Genomic DNA, 25,046 nt, shown 5'->3' on the forward strand with positions numbered 1-25,046 from the left:
TAAGGGTTCAAAATATCTTATGAAAAGAGCTTAAATACTGTGTTTAATCACTAATAACTTGACATGTTGGACAAAAGTGGGTGCCTCTTCCGCCTACTTTTGTTTTCGTAATAGGACTTAGGCAAACGACACAGGGCTCTCCAGTTTGATCATAGACAGCTAATTCTAATTGAAACATTCCAATTTCACCAAGTGAATTTAAATAAGACCTAATCGATGTTCCACCTTTTTCAACTGCTCGACTTAACACTTCTACAACTGCTTTTTGGAGTTTGTGACATTCTTCATACGAAACTGATGAAGCTATTCTCTCTGGATGAATTTGACTTTTAAACAATGCCTCATCAACATATATATTCCCTAAGCCTGTTACAATCGTTTGATCTAACAATGTTGGCTTGATCAATCGGGATGTTTTTTGTAGTTTTTCGTAAAGATAATCGACAGTAAATTCTTCACTAAAAGGCTCTAAACCTAACTTATTAATCGGTGGTGTATTGAATTCTGTCTTCACAGGTTTTAAATGCATCGTCCCAAACTTACGTACGTCTTTATACCTTAATTCTTGCCCGTCGTCTAACTTAAAAATCACATGTGTATGGGCATCGTTTTTCTCTTCTTCGTTAAATAATCCATATTTTCCTTCCATACGTAAATGGGAGATTAACACATCCTCATCTAAATAAAACAATAAAAATTTGCCTAAACGTTTAATAGAACGAAACGTTTGGCCTTTTATTTGAAATTTAAACCGCTCTACATCTTCTGGCTCTTTAATAATTCCAGGGTAGCGTATATCTATATCTGCAACTGTCTTTCCGGTAATAATTGGTTCTAATGTTTTTCTTACTGTTTCGACTTCTGGTAATTCTGGCATGTCTTTTACCCCTTTTTACTTTGCATCATACCACGTGTTCCCATAAGAACTATCAACTAACAGCGGAACAGATAGTTCGATTGTTTGTTCCATAGCTTCTTTAACTAACTTCTGAAGTGCCTCAACATCTGATTTTTTCACTTCGAAAATTAATTCGTCATGAACTTGAAGAATCATCGTTGCGTTCAAGTTCGTTCCTTCCATACTTTGAACAACATCTAGCATCGCTTGTTTAATAATATCTGCTGCACTACCTTGAATCGGTGAATTCATAGCGGTACGCTCTGCAAAACTACGGCGATTAAAGTTACGGCTATTAATGTCAGGTAAATAACGACGACGGTTCATAATGGTTTCAACATAACCATCCCGTTTAGCTTGAGCAACAATATCATCCATATAAGCTTTAACACCTGGATAGCTATCAAAATATTTATTAATAAATTGCTCAGCTTCTTTACGTGTAATGCCTAAACTTTGGCTTAAACCATAATCACTAATACCATAAACAATTCCGAAGTTAACTGCTTTGGCTTGTCGTCGCATTAAATCATTGATTTCTTCTTCTTTAACATCAAATACATCCATCGCGGTTTGCGTATGAATATCTTTGCCTTCGTTGAATGCTTGTACAAGTTTTTCATCTTTTGCAATATGAGCTAATACGCGTAATTCAATTTGTGAGTAGTCAGCAGCCAAAATGACCGAATCATCTTCAGAAGGTACAAAGGCTTGCCTTATTCGACGTCCTTCTTCTAATCTAATCGGTATGTTTTGTAAGTTAGGTTCAACTGAACTTAGACGTCCTGTTTGAGTTAACACTTGGTTAAATCGTGTATGAATTTTATGTGTATCTTGATGAACAACTTTTTGTAATCCTTCTAAATAAGTCGATTGTAGCTTAGAAAGTTGACGATAGTGTAAAATTTGTTCAACGATTTCATGTTCATGTTGCAACTTTTCTAATATGTCAGCTGATGTTGAATACCCTGTTTTAGTTTTCTTAATAACAGGAAGCTCTAAGTCTTCAAACAAAACTTTACCTAACTGTTTTGGTGAATTAATATTAAATTCACTACCTGCTAAGTTATGGATTTTCGCTTCAATATCTGATAATCGATTGCTTAGATCTTTTTGCATTGAATCTAACCGATCGACATCAACTTTCACACCTGTATATTCCATTTCTGCTAACACAGCTGATAATGGCATTTCTAACTCGTAATAAAGGTTTTCTTGTTCATTCTGTTTTAATTCGTCTTTTAGAAGTTGGTTTAATTTAAACCCAGCTAAGCCTTTACGTACAATATGTTCTTGATAGACTTCTTCATTAGGTAGTTGCTGTTTTGCGCCTTTACCGTACACTTCTTCATCATAGGAGACTTCAGTTAACCCATAGCTATGTGAAATTGATGAAAGATCACCATCGTGGCTTGCAGGGTTTACAATATATGCAGCTAATTGCATATCAAAAGTAATTCCCTTTACTTCAATTCCCCGCCATTTTAATGCAACTAATAATTGTTTTTTATTAAAAACTGTTTTAGGCGATTGGTCATCTTCTAACCAATTAATGAATGTTTGATCTTCTAACAAGTCAGTCGGAATATAATAATAACCTTTTTCATTAATTATGCTACACCCTACAATATGACTGTTATGATAATTGTCATCTAACATTTCAACGTAGAGAATATTTTGTGATTCATCTACTAGTGATTGATCAAACTCACTTAATACTTCAAATTCAATTTCTTCATACTCTTGTTCAGAGTCTTCTCCTTCAACTTGCCCCATCAATGATTGAAAGCCATAAGCTTTAAAGGCTGACACTAGTTCACGTGAATGATAACCTTCATATTTTAGGTCTTCTAGTGAAATTTTCAGTGGGGAGTTTTGGTTAATGGTTACGAGTTCTTTACTCATTAACGCTTCTTCTTGATTATTAATTAAGTTTTCTTTTAACTTTTTACCACTTACATCATCAATATTTTCATATATGTTTTCTAACGTACCGAACTGTTTAAGCAACTTAACAGCTGTCTTTTCCCCCACACCTGGTACACCTGGAATATTATCTGACTGATCACCCATCAAAGCTTTTAAATCAATAATTTGTTCCTTTGAAATTCCCATCTTTTCCTCAATCGATTCAGGGGTAAAATGATCAATCTCTGAGATTCCTTTCCTTGTTAAAGATACAGTTGTATGGTTTGAAGCGAGCTGCAATAAGTCTTTATCACCTGAATAAACGGTCGTTTTTTGACCTTTAGCATCCGCTTCTTTAACCATGGTACCGATAATATCATCCGCTTCGTATTGATCAAGCTCATAATATTTAACGCCGAAAGCATCTAAAAGCTCTCGTATAATAGGAAATTGTTCTGATAACTCAGGTGGTGTTTTTTGTCTACCACCTTTGTATTCTTTATACGTTTCATGTCTAAAAGTCGTTTTACCCGCGTCGAATGCGACTAAAATATGAGATGGTTCGTGATCCTCTAAAACTTTTAACATCATTTTCGTAAATCCAAACACTGCATTCGTATGCACACCTTGATCATTGCTTAATAAAGGTAAAGCAAAGAACGAACGATATAAAATACTATTACCGTCGATTAATACTAATTCTTTTGACACGACCAAACACCTCTTTATATCCTGATGTAACTATTATAACAAATGATTAGTTTATTTTTGTGGAAGTGAAACCTTTATTGTTGTTCCTACCTCTTCACGGCTTTCGATTTGAATGTGACCATCATGTGCTTCTGTAATATGCCTTACAATTGACAGCCCAAGTCCCGTTCCGCCTGAATGTCTACTTCTTGCTTTATCAACGCGGTAGAAACGTTCAAAAATTCGATTGTGGAATTTCTCTGCAATTCCGATCCCATCATCTTGTACTTTAATTAGAACATCCGCATCTTCTTTTTCAATGATTAACGTGATTTCTCCGCCTTCATTTGTGTATTGAATTGAATTTGAGATTAAATTCAATGCTAGTTGATATAAGCGGTAATAATCAGCATGAATCTCTAAATCTTCGTCAACATTATAATTTAAGTTTAATTTTTTCTCTTGAGCTGGTTGTTCTACAATAGCCTTTATATCGTTAACTAATTTAGATGCTGTAAACGTAGAGCGTTTTAACTCATACTCATCCTTTTCTAAAACAGATAAATCTAATAAATCTTGGACGAGAATATTTAAACGTTTACTTTCTTTCTTCATAATCTTTAAAAATTGCTTTTGTTTTTGTTCATCAATAGAATCGTCATCTAATAACGTCTCTGCAAAGCCTTGAATGGATGTTATTGGCGTACGCAACTCATGAGATACGTTAGCTACGAAATCCTTTCTAACACGTTCAAGTCTCTTTAAATCAGTAATATCGTGTGAAACGACTACAACACCACGTGCATGATGACTTTCTTGATCTTTAATAGGGGCCACAAACACTTCAATAAAGCGTCCATCCTTCAGTTCAATCGATTGATGTTGTTTTGTTTCGGTAAAGATTGCTTCTTGAATAACTCCATTCAATTCATCTTGATCAACTACTTCGTAATAGATTTCACCAATAAATGGCGTCGTTTCGATTGAGAACTGTTGTAAAAATGATTCATTGACTAGACGGGTGACGCCTTTTTCGTTAATTAACAGAGCACCACTTTCCATATTATTTACAACTGTTTTTAATCTTGAGTTTTGGTTTTCATACTTTGACGTAATATACTCTAAATATCGCCCTAATCGATTAATGGACTGACTTAAGCTAGAAGCTATACCATAAGGCGCATCATGAATTCGCGCTTGATAATTACCATCTACTAATTCTTTTGAAGTCTCAGTTGCTTTAATCACTGGTTTTACATAACTGTCATATAAACGGTTACCGAAGCTCCATAGCAACACAGTTGCAAATAATGAGAAGAAAAATACACCCCACCAAATTGTAGTACTTAAGGCTGTTAACGGTAATTTTTCAGTCGCTATTGTTAAAAACTCACCATCTTCTAGTTGATAAGTCGTGATGAGACGATCTTCTATAAGCTCTATTTCACCCACATAGTCTAAGTTACCTCTTAAATGGCGCAATACATTAAGCTCTGTTGTATTAAAAGTATGTAGGAGTCTTTCCTCTACTTCAGATTCATAAAACAAATCGACATTAAATTGTTCGTGGTAAAATACTAAGTCATGTTGAAAAGATTCAATTGACGTCATTTCTAATTGTTCAGAAATATACTCACCATTAGATTGCAACTGGCTTTCATACGAACTAATAACATAATGTTTCGCGATTTGGTTAAAAATCGCTCCAATCACTACAATAAATAAAATACTTAAAATGATATATAAAATGATTGTTCTTTTTTCAATAATATTCTTCATGTTTTATCCCTCAATTTTGTATCCGACACCTCTTACCGTTTTAATTAATGTCGGTTTTTTAGGGTCATCTTCTAATTTTTCACGAAGATGACTAATGTGAACATCGACAATTCGCGTATCTCCAATATAATCGAAATCCCAAATATCTCTTAGTAACACTTCTCGTTTTACTGGTTTTCCAATTTGTTTAGCTAAATACAGAAGTAATTCAAACTCCTTACGAGTAAAGCTTACATGTTTACCTTGTTTATAAACTTCATAATAATCTTCATGAATTTCTACATCTTGTATATTTATAACTTTTCTGCTCTCTGTTTCACCTCGATTAAACCTTCTTAAAACAGCTTGAATGCGAGCGACTAATTCTTTTGGGCTAAAAGGCTTTGTAAGATAATCATCAGCTCCAACATTCAGCCCTTTAATTTTATCTTCTTCTTCTCCTTTTGCTGTTAACATAATGACTGGAGTATCATTTTGATTTGATCGCATCTTTTCACATACTTTTATGCCACTTAACTTAGGTAACATTAAATCAAGTACGACTAAATCAAAAGAATTATGATCTAAACTTTGAATGGCACTTTCACCATCATGAACAATTGTCGTCATATACCCTTCTTGATTTAAATGATGCTCTATTAATGTGGTAATTGATTCTTCATCATCTACAATTAAAACTTTTATTGTCATTTTATACAGCCCCTAAAAGATCATTAAGTTTTTGTATGTATTCCATACTTTCATAATATAAAACTGTTGTAAACAATGAAAACATCATGCTTATATTTTTAGGTTAATATTAGTAATTCGTTATGGTAGTACGAAAATCCTTTTAAACTTTTTTAACTTGCGTAATTACATGGCTATGCAATAAGTATACGTCTAATGCTCAAACTAAACAAAACACAGCCTGTTTGACTGTGTTTCGCTACTATTAAGTAAAGTATTCAAATTTAGCTGTAGGAAAATGCCTTTGTAAATACTCCTGCATTTTATTTTTCATTTCCTCTTGTTCTTCATCTTTGTAAACAAACTTACTAATTCCGTATTTACCAAACTTCTTTTTTCTTTTTGTCTCATCTAATTCTAATTTCGTCATTGGATAGTTTTGTTCAATCGTTCTTTTAGCTGGTTGAGTAAAGCGATGCTGTATAAATTCAAAAGTGAGATCTTTCCTTGCAAACTCAGGAATCTGATTATCTAACTTCTCAAACATCTCTGCGTACCCTTCTTTCCATCCATCATGAAGGTATATTGGAGCAACAATAAAACCTAAAGGATAATCAGCCTCTGCAATTTTTCGCGCCGCTTCAAGACGCTCATCCAACTTTGAAGTTCCAGGCTCAAAATACTTAATAACATAGTCATCATTAATACTAAATCGAAACCGTGTTTTCCCATTATGTTTAGCATCTAACAAGTGGTCAACGTGCGCGAACTTCGTGACGAATCGTAATTTTCCATACTCCGACTCGCCAAAGTATTCAATAGCATGTTTTAATGAATGAGTTAAATGATCAATACCTACAATGTCAGACGTACATGAAGCTTCAAAACGAGTAATCTCCGGCGCTCGTTCTGCCATATATTTTTCTGCTTGTTCCAGCACTTCTTCAACATTGACATATGTTCGAATATACGGTTTACTTCCCATGGTCGTCTGTAAATAACAGTAATGACAATGCCCCATACACCCCGTAGCGAGCGGAATTGCATATTCTGCGGACGGTTTTGATGTATCGAACTTTAACGTTTTTCTTAAACCGACAACTAAAGTCGATTTAGCCATCCTATACTTTTGAAAATGGTTATCTCCAGGCAAGTTACGCACTTGGTTATGTGATGTCGTCTCACGGATCTCAACATCCATATCTTTAAAACGATCTATCAGTTTCTTTCCTAAAGGATACTCCATTGCCTTCGGTTCAACGTATACTAACTCTGGCATAAATGGCTTAACCATACAAGTTACCATCTTCGCCAAAGTGATAATTGTAAGCACGCATCGCTTCTACTTCAGTTGGGAAAACAGCAATCTCATCATCTAAAGGATAATAAGTATCGTACATAAATAAGTTAAATTCACCAGGTTGATTTGGGTTTTCTACTACAGCCGCTTCTTGGACTTGCGCAACATTTTGAGCATGTGGGTTTCTATATAAAACATACACAATATCACCAGGTTCAAAATTATGGTTTTGCTCAAAGTACATCATTAGCTCCACCTTTCATTTCATTTAACATTAGTATGAGTCTAAAGAGCAAAAAAATTATATGAAAATTTTTCTTTAAACTAGACATTTAATATAAATCAATCTATAAAAATTCTATAGAATATAGTAAAAGGAAAAAAGGAGGGAGAGGATATGGGCTGGGGTCATCGACACGATCATCACCATCACAGAAGACACCACGATAGACACCACCATCATGATGATCACTTTGGTCATCATGGCGATCACCACTATAAACCAAAATGTTGTTGCAAATGTAAATGTACATGTCATATAGAATTTGTTTGTAAACCGAAACCTAAACCAAGGTGTTGTGAATTATTATCCAACACTTGTTTTAGAAAGAGACATTGTATTTGTGGAAGACCTTTATACTAATGAAATACCAACTTCATAACTCTTCTCAATAGAAAAAGCGATAGACATACCGTTATTTACGGTGTGTCTATCGCTATGTTATTAAATCATAAGTTCTTTTTTTAAGCTTCAGTATTATTGGCTAATACTTGCATGACATTTTTAACAGAATCAGCAGATTGATCTAGTTGCTGTTTTTCTTCTTCTGTTAAGTCTAACTCAAGAATTTCCTCAATTCCATTACCGCCTAAAATTGTTGGAACACCTAAGTACATATCATGGTAACCATATTCACCTTCTAAATATGCAATTGACGGTAAAATACGACGTTGGTCTTTTAAAATGGCTTCAACCATTTCAGTTATTGACGCAGCTGGTGCGTAATAAGCTGAACCATTGCCTAGCAATCCAACGATTTCACCGCCACCTTTACGTGTACGTTCAACAATCGCATCTAGACGTTCTTCGGAAATTAATTTTTCAAGTGGAATACCTCCGGCGAATGAATAACGTAGCATTGGTACCATATCATCACCATGACCACCAAGAACGAAACCTGTTACATCTTTAACAGAAACATTTAGCTCTTGAGCAACAAATGTCCGGAAACGAGCTGTATCTAATACCCCTGATTGACCTATGACACGATTCTTCGGTAGACCTGACTCTTTAAACACAGAATAAGTCATAGCATCAACTGGGTTCGTTAATACGATTATGAAACAATCTGGCGAATACTTCACAATTTGTTGTGTCACTTGTTTCATAATATTAGAGTTTGTTGCAACTAAATCATCACGACTCATACCAGGTTTTCTCGCGATACCGGCTGTAATGACTACTACATCGGAGTTAGCTGTCTCTTCATAATTTGAAGTACCTACAATGTTTGAATCAAACCCTTGTACCGGACTAGCTTCTAACATATCGAGTGCTTTACCTTTCGTAGGATCTTCCATATCCGGAATATCCACTAACACTACGTCAGCTAGTTCTTTTTGAGCGGTCATCAGTGCTGTTGTTGCCCCTGTAAAACCAGCGCCAATAACTGATACTTTCTTACGTTTAATCGTCATTGCACTCCTCCTCAATATTCCACTATAAGATTTTTATTAGTCCATGTTCTTGATTAGTTCATCAGCGAACTCAGAACATTTAACTTCTCTTGCACCATCCATTAGACGAGCGAAGTCGTAAGTTACAACTTTGCTTCCAATTGTTTTATCCATCGCCTTATGAATTAGCTCACTAGCTTCTCTCCAACCTAAGTGATCTAACATAAGTGTTCCAGATAAGATAACTGAAGATGGGTTAACTTTGTCTTGACCAGCATACTTCGGTGCAGTACCGTGAGTAGCTTCAAAAATAGCATGACCAGACTCGTAGTTAATATTCGCACCCGGTGCAATACCAATACCACCAACTTGTGCAGCTAGAGCATCTGAGATATAGTCACCATTTAAGTTCATCGTCGCAACTACATCAAATTCTTTTGGACGAGTTAAGATTTGTTGTAGGAAGATATCAGCAATAGCATCTTTAACTACAATCTTACCAGCTTCAACAGCTTCTTTTTCAGCTTGATCTGCTGCATCGCGACCTTTTTCTTCAGTGATTTGGTCATACTCTTTCCAAGTGAATACCTTATCGCCGTATTCACGCTCAGCTAAGTCATAACCCCATGCTTTAAATGAACCTTCAGTAAACTTCATAATGTTACCCTTGTGTACTAAAGTAACGCTCTGTTTACCTTCATTTAATGCATATTCAATTGCAGAACGAACTAGACGTTCAGTACCTTCTTTTGATACAGGCTTAATACCGATACCAGAAGTTTCAGGGAAGCGAATTTTGTCTACTCCCATTTCATTACGGATAAAGTCAATCACTTTACCTACTTCTTCAGTACCCTCTTGCCATTCAATACCTGCATAAATGTCCTCTGTGTTTTCACGGAAGATTTGCATATCTACATCTTCAGGACGCTTAACTGGAGATGGTACACCGCTAAAGTGACGTACTGGACGTAAGCAAGTGAATAAGTCTAACTCTTGACGTAAAGCAACGTTTAGTGAACGGATTCCTCCACCAATTGGCGTTGTTAGAGGCCCTTTAATTGCAATTTTATAATCGCGAATTGTTTCTAAAGTTTCCTCTGGTAACCATTCGCCTGTTTTGTCATAAGCTTTTTGACCAGCTAATACTTCTGTCCATTCAATTCCTTTTTCACCGTTGTAAGCCTTCTCTACTGCTGCTTCTAATACACGAGACGCTGCTGCCCAAATGTCAGGACCTGTACCGTCTCCTTCGATAAATGGAATAATTGCTTGATTTGGAACGTTCATTTGTCCGTTTTCTACTGTGATTTTTTCACCTTGTGTCAATTTCAAAACCTCCTATTATGTTCTAGAGCCATTATATATTAAAGGAATGAACAACACAAAAGCCGGTTTCCCGGCTTTTGGAATTCATTATCTTTCTTCTAAAGAGACAAACTGCTGTTTACCTGGTCCAATGTACTCAGCACGAGGACGGATTAGACGGTTATCAGAGTACTGCTCTAAAATATGAGCTAACCAACCTGATACACGACTTACAGCAAAGATTGGTGTGAATAGATCATGATCAATGCCTAAGCTGTGATATACAGACGCTGAATAAAAATCAACGTTTGCAGGTAAACCTTTTTCTTCTTTAATAAAGTCTTCAATTTTAACTGACATGTTGTACCACTTAGTTTCACCAGTAATTTCAGTTAATTGACGAGACATTTCTCTTAAGTGTTTTGCACGAGGGTCACCATTTTCATAAACGCGGTGGCCCATACCCATAATTTTCTCTTTGTTAGCAAACTTATCTTTAATATAAGGGATTGCATTCTCTTCTTCGCCAATTTCTGAAAGCATCTGCATCACACGCTCGTTAGCACCACCGTGAAGCGGACCTTTTAGAGCACCGATTGCTGCTGTTACACCTGAATATACATCAGATAATGTCGCCACACATACACGTGAAGTGAATGTTGATGCGTTTAATTCATGATCAGCATGCAACACTAGTGCTTTATTGAATGCTTCTTCTTCAATTGCTTCTGGTTCTTTACCATTTAGCATGTATAAGAAGTTACTTGCGAAGCTTAAATCTTTCTTTGGGGCTACAGGTTCTTTACCATTACGAATACGCGCAAATGCTGTAGCGATTGTTGAAATCTTAGCTTGTAAACGAAGTGCTTTACGACGGTTAGCGTCTTCATTCATTTCATCCGCTTCATCGTCGTATAAACCTAACATTGAAACTGCTGTTCTAAGTGCAGCCATTGGGTGTACAGAATCTAAATCATAAGATTTTAAATGATCAATAATTCCTTGAGGAACTTCCATTTCGTTAGCGATTTCTTGTTTAAAAGCGTCTAACTCTTCTTTAGTAGGTAGCTTTAAATTCCATAGTAAATAAACGACTTCTTCAAAGCTACAGTTCTCAGTTAAATCATCAATGTCATAACCAACATAAGTTAGTTTGTCATCGATGATTGAGCTAATCGATGATTGTGTTGCAACGATACCTTCAAGACCTTTAGTGCTAGACATACAATCTCTCCTTCTCTAAAAATAATGAAAACATTAGTGTGTATGTATACACTTCTATTTACATAGCTATTATTATACATCCCAATGACCATTATAAACAAAATTCTGTAGAAGTGAAACTATTTCGCTATACAAAATTCATAAATATCAACAATACTGCATATCTGTTAATATATATTCCCTTTGAATGTGTATTTAAACATCTTGCAATTTATGAAAAGAACTTCATAAAACCATCAACTAATTGCATGACTAAATAAGCAATTCCAGCACCAATGACAGGACCAACAGCGATTCCTTGAAATAAGACAACCCCTAAAATGGTGCCGGCTATTAAAGCTGCCGTTAAATGGGGATCACTTGCCATAAGGTCCACCCCATCTTTGGCAACGTAAGCTACAAATGCACCAGCGGCAATTGCAATCCATGCATAGTACGATTTCATACTCTCAAATAGATCTGAAAATCCAATTTCACCATTAGCTATCGGGACCAAGACAGCAATTGTAATAACAACGACACCTATAAAGATCCCTTTAGACTCAAATAACGGTAATACACGATCTTCTAAGTTTAACAATTTTATTCCTAACAATATGTAAACAGCGATTAATATCGCTTGGTTTTTTGCGATAAAACCTAACGCTAAAAGTACAAGCAAAAATAAAGTCGAAGATGATAACACAATAATACCAACCTTTGCTAATTTTTTTCTATAATTAATCCATATCAAAGTCGATCATCTGTTTAGGAGTTATAGTATGGAATTAAATTACCCTAATTTAATTAAACTGATTACCTTCTTAATTGGCTTCTTCACAGTTATGTATTTTGGATTTTATTACTTATTTCCAATCTTATTAAGTATTGTACTAGCTTTTCTCATAAACCCTCTCGTTAATTTTGTACAAGCTTATTTAAGAAATAGAGCTTTATCTGTCCTTTTTGTATTATGCTTTTTCTTTATAAGTTTTATTTCAATTATTTCTTTGAGTATTGTAGAATTTATTCATTTACTCCAGCACCTAACAATGACAACTCCTGTCATACTTGAAGATTTGTTCAGACAAGTTGAACAGTATACGACACAAACGGTTGAACAAGTCTACCAAACGATTGAAAATTTCGCCTCAACGATTCATCCAGAATCTAGCCAGTTAATGAAAAACTTATTATCAGACATGACAAACTCTGTAAAAGAAGTAAGTAAAGATTGGTTAATAAACTTATTACAATCGGCTATGAATCAATTAAGTTACGTCATACAAGGTGGCTATATTTTATTTTTTGTTTTAATCGGGACTTATTTTTTAAGTAAAGACGGTCCAAGATGGTTTAGAAACGTTCTGGAACACATGCCTGAAAGAACGTTATCGGTCTATTCAAAAACAAAGTCGGAAATTACTTACTTAATTAAAAAATATTTATTAGCACAGCTCCTCTTAATCGTCATCACCGGTTTCATTGTCTATGCTGGCTTACTATTCTTTTCTGTTGAACATGCATTAGCGATAGCTTTTGTTGCTATGTTTTTAGACTTAATACCTCTCGTTGGAGTTAGTGGGTTATTTATTCCATGGCTCATTTACTTATTTATGACGGATCAATTTACGTTAACTATACAGCTAAGCCTATTATTAATCGTTATTATTATAACTCGTAACTTATTAGAACCAAAATTGATTGGTGCCCAACTAGGTACTCATCCGTTCTTTGTACTAATTTTACTGTTCATATTAATAAGTACATTTGGCATTTTAGGTATATTTTTAAGCCCAATTATTATGATTATAATAGTCGCTCTCATGCGAGCAAACCTTTTGACACACATAAAGAATTATATTGTTAAGTAGGACAAAGTAAAGGAGTACACAAACTTTCGTTCATGTACTCCTCTAATTACCTTCTAATAACGGTGACTGTTCCCTTCTTAATCATGGCATATACAACACCTTGTGCCCATTTTTTTATTGGGCGCCGTGTTACAGGGATCAGTAACATAAAACCGAAAGCATCAGTTAAAAACCCTGGAGTGAACAATACGACAGCACCTAATAAAATGGATACTCCGTCAAAGATTTCTTCTTTAGGTGCTCGTCCATTAGCCATCTCTAACCTAGCACGATTAAGTGTTTCTATACCTTGTTGCTTGGCCAATATAGCTCCTAAAAACCCTGTTGTAATAATCCCTAACAACACAAACCAAATATTCAATATATTACCTAGCCATACGAATAATGCTATCTCAATAGATGAGACGACAATAATTAAAACAAATAATAAGCGAAACATAATTGGCTCCTTTCGAGCTAGTCACCATTGGTTTTTTACAGGATCGTGGTACGCCCTTGATAGATATTTCCGTTCGTTGGGTCAATCGTAATTTCTTCTCCATTTTCAATAGCTTTCATAGCTCCAGAAACACCAACGATCACTGGCTTCCCAACATTAATGCCAACGACTGCTGCGTGACTCGTTAAGCCACCTTCTTCTGCAACGATCCCACCTGATCTCTCAATATAATTCATCATCTCTTTATCAGTACCATGGGCAACTAATATATCTCCATCATTGAAGTTTTTTTCTAGTTCTTCTAGATTTTTCGCATGGACTGCTTTACCTACAGAACCAACTTTTCCAATACCTTGACCTTTAGCTACGATATTACCTACAACATGGACTTTAATTAAGTTCGTTGTACCACTTTCGCCAACAGGCACTCCAGCCGTAATGACAATTCTGTCTCCGTGATGGAACAGTTCTGAATCTAGACCTTTTTCTACTGCTAGAGCCAACATTTCATCTGTTGAAGAAACTTGGTCACCTTTCATAGCATGAACACCCCACACTAATGAAAGCTGGCGGTTAACATAACCTTCTGACGTAACTGCTACGATGTTAGCTTTTGGTCGATATTTTGATACGTTACGAGCCGTATTTCCGCTTTCAGTCGGAGTTACTATTGCTTTAACACTTAAGTCTTCAGCTAGATTTGCAACTGAGTGGCTAATGGCATCTGTAATGGTCATGTCACCATGTTCCAAATAAGCATTAACCGATACTTGTTCTTCAATTGAATTTTCAGTATAAACAGCAATGTTATTCATTGTTTTTACCGCTTCGACTGGGTAATCACCAGCTGCAGTTTCACCAGAAAGCATGATTGCATCTGTTCCATCAAAAATCGCATTCGCAACATCACTCGCTTCTGCACGAGTAGGGCGAGGGTTCCGTTGCATTGAATCTAACATTTGAGTAGCTGTTATAACTGGTTTGCCTGCAACATTACATTGGTAAATTAAATCTTTTTGAACTAGTGGTACTTCTTCTGCTGGTATTTCTACACCTAAGTCACCACGTGCAACCATTAAACCATCACTTACTTTGATGATGTGTTCAATATTTTCTACACCTTCACGGTTCTCAATTTTTGGGATGATTTGAATATGATCTGCTTGATGTTTCTCTAACAATTCACGTATTTCTAACACATCAGATGGACGTCTTACAAATGAAGCTGCAATAAAGTCAATATCCTCTTCAATACCGAATAAAATGTCATTTGCGTCCTTATCAGTAATACCTGGTAAATTAACGCTCACATTTGGGACGTTTACCCCTTTTTTGTTTTTGATTATTCCTGTGTTCATGACTTTCGTTTCGATCTCTTTTTTATCTTGATCAACTGAAACGACATCTAAGCCGATTAGACCATCATCTAAAAGAATTGTATTACCTGGCCCAACGTCTTCGATTAAGCCTGGATAAGTGACTGAGAAGCGTTCAGCAGTTCCCTCTACTTCATCCATTGATAAATAAACCGTTGAACCTTCTTGAAGTTCAACTTCTTCTTCCGCAAAAGTACCTGTTCTAATCTCTGGTCCTTTTGTATCTAAAAGAATTCCGACTGTAGCGTTCATCTCATCTGCTGCTTGTCGGATATTTTTAATTCTTGCACGGTGTTCGTCGTAGTCACCGTGAGAGAAGTTTAACCTCGCGACATTCATCCCTGCACTTATTAATTGTTTTAGAGTGTCAATTGACTCTGATGCTGGTCCTATTGTGCATACTATTTTTGTTTTTTTCATATGTTTTACTTCCTCCTAAAATATGTTAAAGGTTATATAGAGAGTTGATTAGACAACTGATAAAGACCTTCATCTACTTTATGCTCTTTTTGCAATGCTTCTATAATATCATGGTGAACAACTTGGTTATTTTCAATCCCTACCATTAATCCACCTTTATTGCTTAACAATAAATCAACGGCTGCAGCTCCTAAGCGACTTGCTAAGACACGATCATTAGCTGTTGGTGAACCACCTCGTTGCGTATGACCTAGTACTGTAACACGAGTCGATAAATTCAATTTCTCTTGGATTTGTTCAGCATAATAAACTGCACTTCCTACACCTTCCGCCACCATAATAATACTGTGACGCTTACCACGTTCATGGCCGCGTTGGATCTTTTCAAGAACTTCATCCATATTCGATTCACGTTCTGGTATTAAAATACTCTCTGCACCACCAGCAAGACCAGCCCAAAGTGCAAGATCACCAGCATCTCGACCCATCACTTCAATTGTATAAATTCTCTCATGTGAAGTTGCTGTATCTCTAATTTTGTCAACAGCTTGAATGACCGTGTTTAACGCCGTATCAAATCCAATGGTATAATCAGTTCCTGGTATGTCGTTATCTATTGTTCCTGGCACTCCGATACAAGGAAATCCTTGTTCAGTTAGTTTCGTCGCTCCTTTAAATGAACCGTCCCCACCAATAACGACTAAACCTTCAATACCATAGTTGGTTAATTGTTCAATGGCCTTCTTTTGACCTTCTGGGGTTTTGAATTCTTCTGAACGAGAAGAATACAACATTGTTCCACCCTTTTGAATAATATCACCTACAGAGCCTATTGTTAACTCTTCAATATTACCGTTAATTAGACCTTGGTAACCGTAATAGATTCCAAACACTTTAACATCATGGTAAATGCAACTTCTTACGACTGAGCGAATGGCTGCATTCATCCCTGGAGCATCTCCACCACTAGTCAAAACACCTATTGATTTCATATTCACACCTCGTTTTACTATCGATCAATTGTATATCATATTGTAAATTAAAATTTCTCGAAATGCCATGCATAAGGAATTACATATTTATTGAATAAATTTTATGAAAATTCATTCAAAATGCTTGTAGTATTAATTTAAGAAATAAAAACGGAGCTGATTAACAGCTCCATGTTTTATTAAGATTGTACAACTGTTGTAACAGCACCAATCTTTTTATACTTTTCCCAACGTTTTTCTAGCAATTCTTCAGTCGGTAAGGTTTTTAGTTGCTTTAAACCGTCTTCAATACACTTAGAAATAAAGTTTGATTGGTTCTCTAAGTCACGATGTGCACCACCTTGAATTTCTTCAATAACATCATCTATAATGTTAAGTTCTTTCAAGTCGTATGATGTGATCTTCATTGATTCAGCGGCTTTTTGTGCCAAGTTTGAATCTTTCCAAAGTAGTGCAGCGGCGCCTTCTGGTGAAATGACAGAGTAAGTAGAGTTTTCAAGCATATATAGTTTGTCCCCTACACTAATGCCTAACGCGCCACCACTACCACCTTCACCAATCACGATACAAATAACCGGTACAGTTAAACCTGCCATCTCACGCAAGTTTTTAGCGATTGCTTCACTTTGGCCACGTTCCTCTGCTGCCTTACCAGGATAAGCGCCCTTCGTATCTATAAACGTTACGATTGGACGATTGAATTTTTCAGCTTGTTTCATTAAGCGTAACGCTTTACGGTAGCCTTCTGGGTGAGGCATACCGAAGTTTCTTCTCAAATTATCTTTAGTATCCTTACCACGTTGATGTCCAATAATCGTAATCGGTTGATTGCCGAACTTGGCAATACCTCCAACAATTGCTTCATCATCACCGTAATAACGATCACCATGCATCTCAATAAAATCAGTGAAAATATGATTAATATAATCAAGTGTTGTAGGGCGTTGAGCATGGCGAGCCATTTGTACTCGGTCCCAAGGAGTCATATTTCCATATACTTCTTGTTCTAAACGCTCCAGACGATTTTCTAAAGTCGCGATTTCTTCAGTTAAGTCGACGTCACTCTCACTCGTAAAACTCTTTAATTCGGCGATTTTCTGTCTTAACTCGACAACTGGTTTCTCAAATGGTAATACATGTTTCATTACTGTCCACCTCCAATATGGTGGATTTCTAAAATGGTTGAGAGTGTGTCTTTCATCTCATGACGAGGGACGACACGGTCTAGTTGCCCATGTTTAAATAAAAATTCTGCCGTTTGGAAGTCATCAGGTAGCTTTTCTCTAATTGTTTGTTCAATGATTCTTCTGCCCGCAAAACCAATAAGAGCTTGTGGCTCTGCAAAGTTATAGTCACCTAAAGATGCAAAACTAGCGGAAACACCACCAGTAGTAGGGTTAGTCATATAAGAAATGAATAGCCCTCCTGCACGATCAAATCGTTCCAACGCTACAGACGTTTTTGTCATCTGCATTAAACTTAAGACGCCTTCTTGCATTCTAGCTCCGCCAGAAGCAGTGAATAAAATTAATGGTATGTTCAACTCGTTTGCTTTCTCAATCGCTCGAGCTATTTTTTCGCCAACTACAGATCCCATACTTCCCATACGGAATCGTGCATCCATAACAGCTATTGCAGTAGGGTATCCGTTAATCGTTCCTTGACCTGTTACGACACCTTCATTAATTCCTGTCTTCTTTTGGTCTTTTTCAATTTTTTTGAGGTAATCAGGAAACTCTAAAGGGTTTTCTGACACCATGTCTGCATCCCACTCTTGGAATGACCCATCATCTAGCAAGTAATTAATACGTTCAGGTGCAGACATTTGATGATGGTGATCACAATTTGGGCACGTTAATAGGTTCTTTTCGATTTCTTTTCGGTAATAAATTTTTCGACAAGAAGGGCACTTTATCATTAATCCTTCTGGAACATCTTCATGCTCTTCTTGTTTGGTAATGGTGGCATATTTTCTTTTCTTATTAAACATATCCTTAATCAAGCTGATTCCTCCTTTTAGCCCTGACACTCTCAAAACATCATAACTTAGTAAAAATAAAAAAACTGTCGTATTTTAGACAAGCATAAATAATTTAACTACATTGTTTCTCATAAAGTGATGCGTGATAATCTAATGCTTGATTATATTGACGTTGACTAATTAGTTTAAGAAGCTCTTCATACTGAACTTGACTTGCTCCCTTTGGATCAACTGTTTCTACAAAACCTGTAACCAAATGCCAAATTTTTAACAACAGTCGATTGCCATATTCCTCAAATAACCTTAAAAACAATTCTGTATGTATATCATTAGACTCAAACAATAAATTTTTAACTTGTGAATAATCCCACTGTTCATCAGCAAACAATTGATTTAAACAAACTTGTTCTAACAGAAATTTCACTTCAAGTAATTCGTCTTTCGTTTTAACTTCTCGTAAAACAAATGTCGATAATAATTCTACAGAATGGTAAGGTTTATAAGTGCGTAAAAACGTTCCTTCACCGTGACGTGTTTCAATTAAACCAAGTAGTTCAATTGCTCGTAATGCTTCTCTAATAGATGCACGACTTGCGTTTAATTGCTCTGATAATTCACGCTCAGAAGGTAATCGGTCTCCATCTTTAAGCTCTTGCTCTTCAATGAATTGACGAATTTGGTTAAGCACTTCTTGATATACTTTCATCTTGGATTGATTCGTCATTTTACGCACCTCATAAATATTATAATTAATCTTGGTTAGTTAACTGTTCAGTATGTCTTACAACATCCTCTGGGTCGACATGAACTCTTGCAACACCTGATTCCATTGCAGCTCTAGCTACAGCTCCGGCTACAGCAGGTGCAACACGTGAATCAAATGGTTCTGGTATAACATAATCCGCTGATAATTCATCATCACTTACTAGTGAAGCAATTGCTTCAGCAGCTGCAACTTTCATTTTTTCGTTAATACGAGTTGCTCGAACATCTAACGCACCACGGAAGATCCCTGGGAAAGCTAATACGTTATTAACTTGGTTAGGGAAGTCAGAACGCCCTGTACCAATCACACTAGCTCCAGCTTCTTTTGCATCCTCTGGCATAATTTCAGGATCAGGGTTAGCCATCGCAAAAATAACTGGATTGTCATTCATGCTCTCTACCATTTCTTTAGATAGTAATCCACCAACTGATACACCGATAAATACATCAGTGTCTTCCATCACTTCTTCTAAAGTGCCTTCTTTACGATCTTTATTCGTCATACGGGCAATCTCATCTTTTACTTCGTTCATTCCATATGTACGACCTTCAAATATCGCACCTTTTGAATCACACATGATCATATCTCGAACACCAAAATTATAAAGTAACTTAATAATTGCAATCCCTGCTGCTCCTGCACCATTAGCGACCACTTTAGTTTCAGAAAAGCTCTTACCTGATAATTTCAGTGCATTGATTAAACCTGCAACTGTAACAATTGCCGTTCCATGTTGGTCGTCATGGAAAATAGGTATATTGGTTTCTTTCTTCAAACGTTCTTCAATTATAAAGCAGTTTGGTGCTGCAATATCTTCTAAGTTAATACCGCCGAAAGTAGGCTCCATTAATTTAACCGCTTGTACAAATTCGTCAACATCATGAGTATTTAATGCAATTGGAAAAGAATCAACACCAGCAAACCCTTTAAACAATGCGGATTTACCTTCCATAACAGGTAGTGAAGCTTCTGCTCCAATGTTGCCCAGTCCTAATACGGCAGAACCGTCAGTCACAACACCTACCATATTACCTTTCATTGTATAATCATAAACTGATTCTTTATTGTCATATATAGCTTTACAAGGTTCAGCGACTCCTGGTGAGTAAGCTAAACTTAAATCCCTAGCGTTCTTGATTGGAACTTTAGAGTGTGTTGCTAGTTTTCCTTGGTTTGCCTTATGAATGTGTAATGCTTCTGCTTTTAAGTTAGCCACTTATACCGCTCCTTTAATTTCAAAAATGGTCTGACCACTAATCGAATTTATTATAACAAATAGTGAATGCATGTAAAGTGTTATTTAAAATCACCTAATTAATTTGTATCCACTAGTAACACTTTACATGCTCCTATTTTAAGACGACATGTTCCTCATGAAAGAAACTTCTTAATTCACTCAAACTTTCCTCCGATACATCAATATCATAATAAGGTGATAATTGATAAACCTTTTTATACTTTAAAGAATACACAGCAATGGGAACTGAACCTGGGAATTGATCACGAACTTTCTTAATATAGGACAACTGCTCTTCTTCGTCGTCAGAATACAACTTGATGTATAGTTGTTCATTACAATCTTTAGGTACAGATTCATAATCAAAAGGCTTTATTTTTTCAACAATCAATTGCTTTGACCCTTGCCTTTCATCCAATTGACCATAAACGTTCACCATTTGCTCTTCTTTTAGTTCACGACCAAATTGTCGGTACATCTTAGGAAAGACAACGCTTTCTATTTCATTCGTTTCATCTTCTAAAGTAACAAAGGCCATTTGCTCCCCACGCTTCGTTCTAATATCTTTCATTCGACTTATGGACGCAACAATCGTGTGGTTACTTTTGATTGGCTGTTTTAACAGTTCATTAATTGAACTAAAACGATTTCTTACAAGCGCGCGTCTTATTTGACTAATTGGATGTTCACTAATTCTAAAGCCCATTACTTCTTTTTCCATACTCAATTCTTTTAAGACCGGGAAGGCATCAACCTTAGTGTACTCAACTTCCATATTAAATAAATCATCTTCCCAATTTAGTTGATCATCCATAGATGAGAATAATTCGCCTTGATCCATGGCCTGGACAATTGAAGCAAGTAATTGAGCACGATTAGGATGAATGTCATCAAAGGCTCCTACGATAATTAATGATTCAAGTATAGGACGATTAACCACTTGTAATGAAACGCGCATACAAAAGTCAAAAAGGCTTTTAAACGGCTTTTGCCTCCGTGCGCGAATAATTTCATCTAAAGCTTGTTTTCCAAAACCTTTCACTGCTAACAAGCCAAAACGGATTGTTTGTTGATCTTTTACGGTAAACTTTCCAAAACTTTCATTTACAGAAGGCGGAAGTACTCTTAATCCTACTTGCCTTGCTTCTTTTAAATAACGTTCTAATTTATTTGAATCATGCATCATCGATGTTAACAGTTCAGCATAAAAGTAAGCAGGATAATTGGCTTTAAAATAAGCAATTTGATAAGAGATTATCGAGTAAGCTACCGCGTGACTTTTATTAAAGCCATAATCTGCAAAGCGCTCAATCCAATCAAAAACTTGTTCTGCAACATTTTGGTCATAGCCATTCTCTAATGAACCGTTAATAAATGCAGCTTTAAGTTGTTCAATAGCTTCACGATCTTTTTTACTAATAGCTCTTCTTAAAAGGTCGGCTTGCGCAAGTGAAAAACCTGCCTGCCTACTTGCAATTTGCATGATTTGTTCTTGGTATATTAATACCCCATACGTCTCATTTAAAACGGGTTTTAAATCAGTATGGATATACTCTACAGGTGTCTTGCCATGTTTACGATCTGAGAAAGTCTCTATGAATTGCATTGGACCTGGTCTGTAAAGTGAAATAACCGCTACGATATCGTCAAATTTTGTTGGTTTAATCGACTTAAATGCGTTTTTCATCCCGTCTGATTCTAATTGGAATACACCTGTTGTATATCCGGTTTGTAATAGGCGGAATGTTTTCTCATCCTGTTTAGGAATCTGCTCTACAGAAATCTTTTTACCTTCTCGCTCTTCAATTTGTTTAATTATGCGTTCAATTAATGTTAAATTACGTAATCCGAGAAAGTCCATTTTAAGCAGACCTAATGACTCTAACTCATTCATCGGCATTTGAGTTAATAGTACACCTTCTGTACCTTTGAACATCGGAATTTTTTCAAGCATTGGGCGGTTACTAATAATGACCCCGGCAGCATGAACAGAATGGTGTCTAGGTAACCCTTCAATAACAAAAGCCGCTTGGAACATTTCTATTAGTTGTTGTGATTGCTTTATATATTGTTTCAATGAATCATTGTTTAAAATGACTTCTTTCAGTGATGACATTTGTTGTGGCAACTGTTTTAACAAGTAAGTTAATTGCTCACGACTAAGCTGGAATACTTTACTTAATTCACGTATGGTTGATTTGGCCTGAAACGTACCAAACGTAATGATTTGTGCAACATAATCTTCGCCATATTTATTTTTGACATAATGTAAAACTTCATCTCGTCGATAATCTGAAAAATCGATATCAATATCAGGCATCGTTTTTCTTTCAGGGTTTAAAAATCGCTCAAACAGTAAGTTATGTTTTATTGGATCAACTTCTGTAATGTTTAATAAATAAGCTACAATTGAACCCGCTGCCGAACCACGGCCTGGACCAGTTAATATGTTTGATTGCTTCGCGAATTTAACTAAATCCCAAACAATCAAAAAGTAATCAGCGAACTTCATACTATTAATAACAGATAGCTCATGTTCGAGACGATCTTTTGCTTTTTGCTCTTGGTCGTCACTGTATTTTACATATAAAGCTTTATAGCACAATTCACTTAACAATTGTTCTGATGATTGATCCTTGTCATTTGGGAAAGTAGGCAATGTAAACCACTTATTTGTGATTGGGACATCACATTGTTGAGCAATAAATTTAGTTCTACTAATTGCCCCTTCCCATTGTTTAACGAACGATGGATCAAAATCAGAAACACGTTTTAAGTAAGTTGCTGTATCCTCTTTTGAAGACCTTTGGTTAATCGTAGCACCATGTTCCATAGCCCTTAAAGCTTCATAGCCAACTCGATCTTTTTCATTGACATAACGGACATCATCGGTAACAACTGCTCTTTCCAAATACTGTTTTCCTTCATTTTGCAGCCAATTTATAACGTGTCCTTGTTGGTTTGGTTGGACATTGATATACCACTGATCAAATGATTCATTAATGTGATGAACAAGTTGGTGCAGTCTAGTAAAATCATTTAAATAAATTAACTCTTCCATGAAGTTTTGATAAAAAGACACAATCGGTATAATACCTTCTAATTCCATTAATTGTGACAAAGTGGGCTGCTCTTCATTTATATGTATAGCATTTGATAGCTTAACGAGTGACTGATAACCAACTTCATCTTTGGCTATAAGAATCAACTTAGTCGGTCGTTGCTCTTCGGGTAAATAAACGTGACAAGTCATACCAGTAATAGGTTTAATGTTGTAACGCTGGCAAACATTAATAAACTGATAAGACCCATGTAACACTTCTTCATCAGTTAAAGCAATGGCTTCAAAGCCCAGTTCAGAAGCCCTCTTGACTAATTGTTCTATATGAATAGCACTTTTCATTAATGTATAGCTAGAGTGCACTTGTAAATGAACAAAGTCCATAAATTATTCACCTTCAATCATGTGAATCTATTTCATTCACTTCTTATTATACATTCCTATTGAATTCATTCACATATAAAAGCCTTAGAAATCATATAGTTTATAAGACAACTTCTACACTGAAAGGTCGTAGATTATATGGAAGAACGATTTATTGCATCAATTATAAAGTGTTTCTTTATTGCTTTTGGCGTATTAACTGGCGGAGCTTTATTTGGTAGTTTAAGTGCTTATTTAACTGGACAACCACCAATCTCTGAAATGATGTTAGCGGCAAATAAATTAAGAATTTGGGCTATTGTAGCAGCGATCGGTGGTACCTTTGATGCGATTTCAACTTTTGAAAAAGGGATCTTTGAAGCATCTACAGTCGATTTAATTAAACAAATCTTATTAATCATTTCAGCTATGGGAGGGGTCAAGTCAGCCCTTATGTTAATTAGCTGGATTACACAAGGGGACCTTTAACATGCACATACCCCCATTTTATAAGAAAACAACATGGCAAGCATTTTTTATTGGGATTTTAACAGGTGTTGTCATTGGTTATATGTTTTTCTTATATGTATATGGACAGCATACTGAAAGATGGATTGAGGAGAACCTGACGCTGCGAAATGAATTAAATCAGGTTAAACAAGAAAATGAACTATTAAAACAAGATAAAGATGATTTAAATCGCGCCAATGAAGAAAGGTTAACCGTTCAAGATATTGAGCTTGATTGGCATAATGCTGATGAGTTAGACCTTGACCGATTCACTTTACATGAATTAAACGAAAACGTGTTACAAGAACTGCAAACTGTAATGGGTCGAAACATTCAGTCTGTGTCTGACCAAAGGGAATTACTTATTAGAACAATTGAGAATAAACTTTATAATATTCGAGACATTCGTTATCAACTAGAAGTTCACCACATTACGATTTCTACAACGCTAATTATTACCATTAAAGTCCATATAACAAGTTCATAGATCACTTACTTATTTGACTTTTTTATGAAGTTTTTGTAAGAAAAGCTATTTTTCTTAAGTTTTGGGGTACAATATATAGTAGGACCCCTTAAAAACTAACACCAATTG

Annotated in this window: 21 protein-coding genes; 3 read left to right on the forward strand and 18 right to left on the reverse strand. The window is 35.8% G+C overall.

From position 1 onward, the window contains the following. Positions 1 to 43: 43 nt before the first annotated feature. The 10 genes from mutM to J2R98_RS05185 form a co-directional block, all read right to left on the reverse strand. Complete coding sequence (gene mutM / locus J2R98_RS05140; protein WP_307066730.1) at positions 44 to 877, reverse strand: DNA-formamidopyrimidine glycosylase; 834 nt, start codon at positions 875 to 877, stop codon at positions 44 to 46. Between the two features lie 15 nt (positions 878 to 892). Further along, on the reverse strand, positions 893 to 3,517 hold the full coding sequence (gene polA, locus J2R98_RS05145; protein ID WP_307066732.1) for a DNA polymerase I: 2,625 nt from the start codon (positions 3,515 to 3,517) through the stop codon (positions 893 to 895). A gap of 51 nt (positions 3,518 to 3,568) precedes the next feature. Then, on the reverse strand, positions 3,569 to 5,275 hold the full coding sequence (gene pnpS, locus J2R98_RS05150) for a two-component system histidine kinase PnpS (protein ID WP_307066734.1): 1,707 nt from the start codon (positions 5,273 to 5,275) through the stop codon (positions 3,569 to 3,571). Between the two features lie 3 nt (positions 5,276 to 5,278). After that, a complete protein-coding gene (locus J2R98_RS05155) occupies positions 5,279 to 5,965 on the reverse strand; it encodes a response regulator transcription factor (RefSeq protein ID WP_307066736.1) in 687 nt (228 codons plus the stop codon). Positions 5,966 to 6,209: 244 nt separating this feature from the next. Next, complete coding sequence (gene splB / locus J2R98_RS05160) at positions 6,210 to 7,238, reverse strand: spore photoproduct lyase (protein WP_307066738.1); 1,029 nt, start codon at positions 7,236 to 7,238, stop codon at positions 6,210 to 6,212. After that, the gene (locus J2R98_RS05165) at positions 7,231 to 7,488 is read right to left on the reverse strand and encodes a transcriptional regulator SplA domain-containing protein (protein WP_307066740.1); all 258 of its coding nucleotides are present in this window, start codon (positions 7,486 to 7,488) and stop codon (positions 7,231 to 7,233) included. The genes splB and J2R98_RS05165 overlap by 8 nt, the downstream gene beginning before the upstream one ends. A 500-nt stretch (positions 7,489 to 7,988) precedes the next feature. After that, complete coding sequence (mdh, locus tag J2R98_RS05170; RefSeq protein WP_307066743.1) at positions 7,989 to 8,942, reverse strand: malate dehydrogenase; 954 nt, start codon at positions 8,940 to 8,942, stop codon at positions 7,989 to 7,991. A gap of 36 nt (positions 8,943 to 8,978) precedes the next feature. After that, complete coding sequence (gene icd, locus J2R98_RS05175; protein ID WP_307066745.1) at positions 8,979 to 10,250, reverse strand: NADP-dependent isocitrate dehydrogenase; 1,272 nt, start codon at positions 10,248 to 10,250, stop codon at positions 8,979 to 8,981. Positions 10,251 to 10,337: 87 nt separating this feature from the next. Further along, positions 10,338 to 11,453 carry a citrate synthase gene (gene citZ, locus J2R98_RS05180; RefSeq protein WP_307066747.1) on the reverse strand — a complete coding sequence of 372 codons (1,116 nt, stop codon included), beginning with the start codon at positions 11,451 to 11,453 and terminating at the stop codon, positions 10,338 to 10,340. Positions 11,454 to 11,664: 211 nt separating this feature from the next. After that, complete coding sequence (locus tag J2R98_RS05185) at positions 11,665 to 12,138, reverse strand: DUF441 domain-containing protein (protein ID WP_307066749.1); 474 nt, start codon at positions 12,136 to 12,138, stop codon at positions 11,665 to 11,667. A gap of 76 nt (positions 12,139 to 12,214) precedes the next feature. Here J2R98_RS05185 and ytvI point away from each other — a divergent pair, with 76 nt between their 5' ends. Further along, complete coding sequence (gene ytvI, locus J2R98_RS05190) at positions 12,215 to 13,306, forward strand: sporulation integral membrane protein YtvI (protein ID WP_307066750.1); 1,092 nt, start codon at positions 12,215 to 12,217, stop codon at positions 13,304 to 13,306. Between the two features lie 46 nt (positions 13,307 to 13,352). Here the strand turns inward: ytvI and J2R98_RS05195 are convergent, their stop codons facing one another. From J2R98_RS05195 to dnaE, 8 genes are all read right to left on the reverse strand, one after another. After that, the gene (locus J2R98_RS05195; protein WP_307066753.1) at positions 13,353 to 13,745 is read right to left on the reverse strand and encodes an FxsA family protein; all 393 of its coding nucleotides are present in this window, start codon (positions 13,743 to 13,745) and stop codon (positions 13,353 to 13,355) included. A gap of 35 nt (positions 13,746 to 13,780) precedes the next feature. Next, positions 13,781 to 15,541, reverse strand: a complete 1,761-nt coding sequence (gene pyk, locus J2R98_RS05200) for a pyruvate kinase (protein ID WP_307066754.1) — start codon at positions 15,539 to 15,541, stop codon at positions 13,781 to 13,783. A gap of 32 nt (positions 15,542 to 15,573) precedes the next feature. Beyond that, positions 15,574 to 16,533, reverse strand: coding sequence for a 6-phosphofructokinase (gene pfkA, locus J2R98_RS05205; protein ID WP_307066756.1), 960 nt, complete (start codon positions 16,531 to 16,533; stop codon positions 15,574 to 15,576). Between the two features lie 179 nt (positions 16,534 to 16,712). Next, positions 16,713 to 17,678: an acetyl-CoA carboxylase carboxyl transferase subunit alpha gene (gene accA / locus J2R98_RS05210; protein WP_307066758.1), complete on the reverse strand. Its 966-nt coding sequence runs from the start codon at positions 17,676 to 17,678 to the stop codon at positions 16,713 to 16,715. Beyond that, on the reverse strand, positions 17,678 to 18,535 hold the full coding sequence (gene accD / locus J2R98_RS05215) for an acetyl-CoA carboxylase, carboxyltransferase subunit beta (RefSeq protein WP_307066760.1): 858 nt from the start codon (positions 18,533 to 18,535) through the stop codon (positions 17,678 to 17,680). The genes accA and accD overlap by 1 nt, the downstream gene beginning before the upstream one ends. 91 nt (positions 18,536 to 18,626) lie before the next feature. Beyond that, positions 18,627 to 19,238: a FadR/GntR family transcriptional regulator gene (locus J2R98_RS05220; RefSeq protein WP_307066762.1), complete on the reverse strand. Its 612-nt coding sequence runs from the start codon at positions 19,236 to 19,238 to the stop codon at positions 18,627 to 18,629. Between the two features lie 25 nt (positions 19,239 to 19,263). After that, the gene (gene ystJ / locus J2R98_RS05225) at positions 19,264 to 20,496 is read right to left on the reverse strand and encodes an NADP-dependent malic enzyme (RefSeq protein WP_307066765.1); all 1,233 of its coding nucleotides are present in this window, start codon (positions 20,494 to 20,496) and stop codon (positions 19,264 to 19,266) included. A gap of 133 nt (positions 20,497 to 20,629) precedes the next feature. Beyond that, positions 20,630 to 23,962: a DNA polymerase III subunit alpha gene (gene dnaE / locus J2R98_RS05230; RefSeq protein WP_307066767.1), complete on the reverse strand. Its 3,333-nt coding sequence runs from the start codon at positions 23,960 to 23,962 to the stop codon at positions 20,630 to 20,632. Positions 23,963 to 24,100: 138 nt separating this feature from the next. Between dnaE and ytrH the strand changes: the two genes are divergently transcribed. Together ytrH and ytrI are read left to right on the forward strand one after the other, a co-directional pair. Continuing rightward, positions 24,101 to 24,430, forward strand: a complete 330-nt coding sequence (ytrH, locus tag J2R98_RS05235) for a sporulation membrane protein YtrH (protein WP_307066769.1) — start codon at positions 24,101 to 24,103, stop codon at positions 24,428 to 24,430. Position 24,431: 1 nt separating this feature from the next. After that, positions 24,432 to 24,938, forward strand: coding sequence for a sporulation membrane protein YtrI (gene ytrI / locus J2R98_RS05240; RefSeq protein ID WP_307066771.1), 507 nt, complete (start codon positions 24,432 to 24,434; stop codon positions 24,936 to 24,938). Positions 24,939 to 25,046: the final 108 nt, after the last annotated feature.

It is taken from the genome of Alkalibacillus filiformis (genome assembly GCF_030814115.1).
GTDB classification, from domain to species: domain Bacteria; phylum Bacillota; class Bacilli; order Bacillales; family Alkalibacillaceae; genus Alkalibacillus; species Alkalibacillus filiformis.

What these genes read in the sequence shown, in the direction of transcription:
- mutM (WP_307066730.1), bottom strand. Translation starts at nt 877, where the DNA reads ATGCCAGAATTACCAGAAGTCGAAACAGTAAGAAAAACATTAGAACCA.
- pnpS (WP_307066734.1), bottom strand. Translation starts at nt 5,275, where the DNA reads ATGAAGAATATTATTGAAAAAAGAACAATCATTTTATATATCATTTTA.
- J2R98_RS05155 (WP_307066736.1), bottom strand. Translation starts at nt 5,965, where the DNA reads ATGACAATAAAAGTTTTAATTGTAGATGATGAAGAATCAATTACCACA.
- splB (WP_307066738.1), bottom strand. Translation starts at nt 7,238, where the DNA reads ATGGTTAAGCCATTTATGCCAGAGTTAGTATACGTTGAACCGAAGGCA.
- J2R98_RS05165 (WP_307066740.1), bottom strand. Translation starts at nt 7,488, where the DNA reads ATGTACTTTGAGCAAAACCATAATTTTGAACCTGGTGATATTGTGTAT.
- mdh (WP_307066743.1), bottom strand. Translation starts at nt 8,942, where the DNA reads ATGACGATTAAACGTAAGAAAGTATCAGTTATTGGCGCTGGTTTTACA.
- citZ (WP_307066747.1), bottom strand. Translation starts at nt 11,453, where the DNA reads ATGTCTAGCACTAAAGGTCTTGAAGGTATCGTTGCAACACAATCATCG.
- ytvI (WP_307066750.1), top strand. Translation starts at nt 12,215, where the DNA reads ATGGAATTAAATTACCCTAATTTAATTAAACTGATTACCTTCTTAATT.
- J2R98_RS05195 (WP_307066753.1), bottom strand. Translation starts at nt 13,745, where the DNA reads ATGTTTCGCTTATTATTTGTTTTAATTATTGTCGTCTCATCTATTGAG.
- pyk (WP_307066754.1), bottom strand. Translation starts at nt 15,541, where the DNA reads ATGAAAAAAACAAAAATAGTATGCACAATAGGACCAGCATCAGAGTCA.
- pfkA (WP_307066756.1), bottom strand. Translation starts at nt 16,533, where the DNA reads ATGAAATCAATAGGTGTTTTGACTAGTGGTGGAGATGCTCCAGGGATG.
- accA (WP_307066758.1), bottom strand. Translation starts at nt 17,678, where the DNA reads ATGAAACATGTATTACCATTTGAGAAACCAGTTGTCGAGTTAAGACAG.
- J2R98_RS05220 (WP_307066762.1), bottom strand. Translation starts at nt 19,238, where the DNA reads ATGACGAATCAATCCAAGATGAAAGTATATCAAGAAGTGCTTAACCAA.
- dnaE (WP_307066767.1), bottom strand. Translation starts at nt 23,962, where the DNA reads ATGGACTTTGTTCATTTACAAGTGCACTCTAGCTATACATTAATGAAA.
- ytrH (WP_307066769.1), top strand. Translation starts at nt 24,101, where the DNA reads ATGGAAGAACGATTTATTGCATCAATTATAAAGTGTTTCTTTATTGCT.
- ytrI (WP_307066771.1), top strand. Translation starts at nt 24,432, where the DNA reads ATGCACATACCCCCATTTTATAAGAAAACAACATGGCAAGCATTTTTT.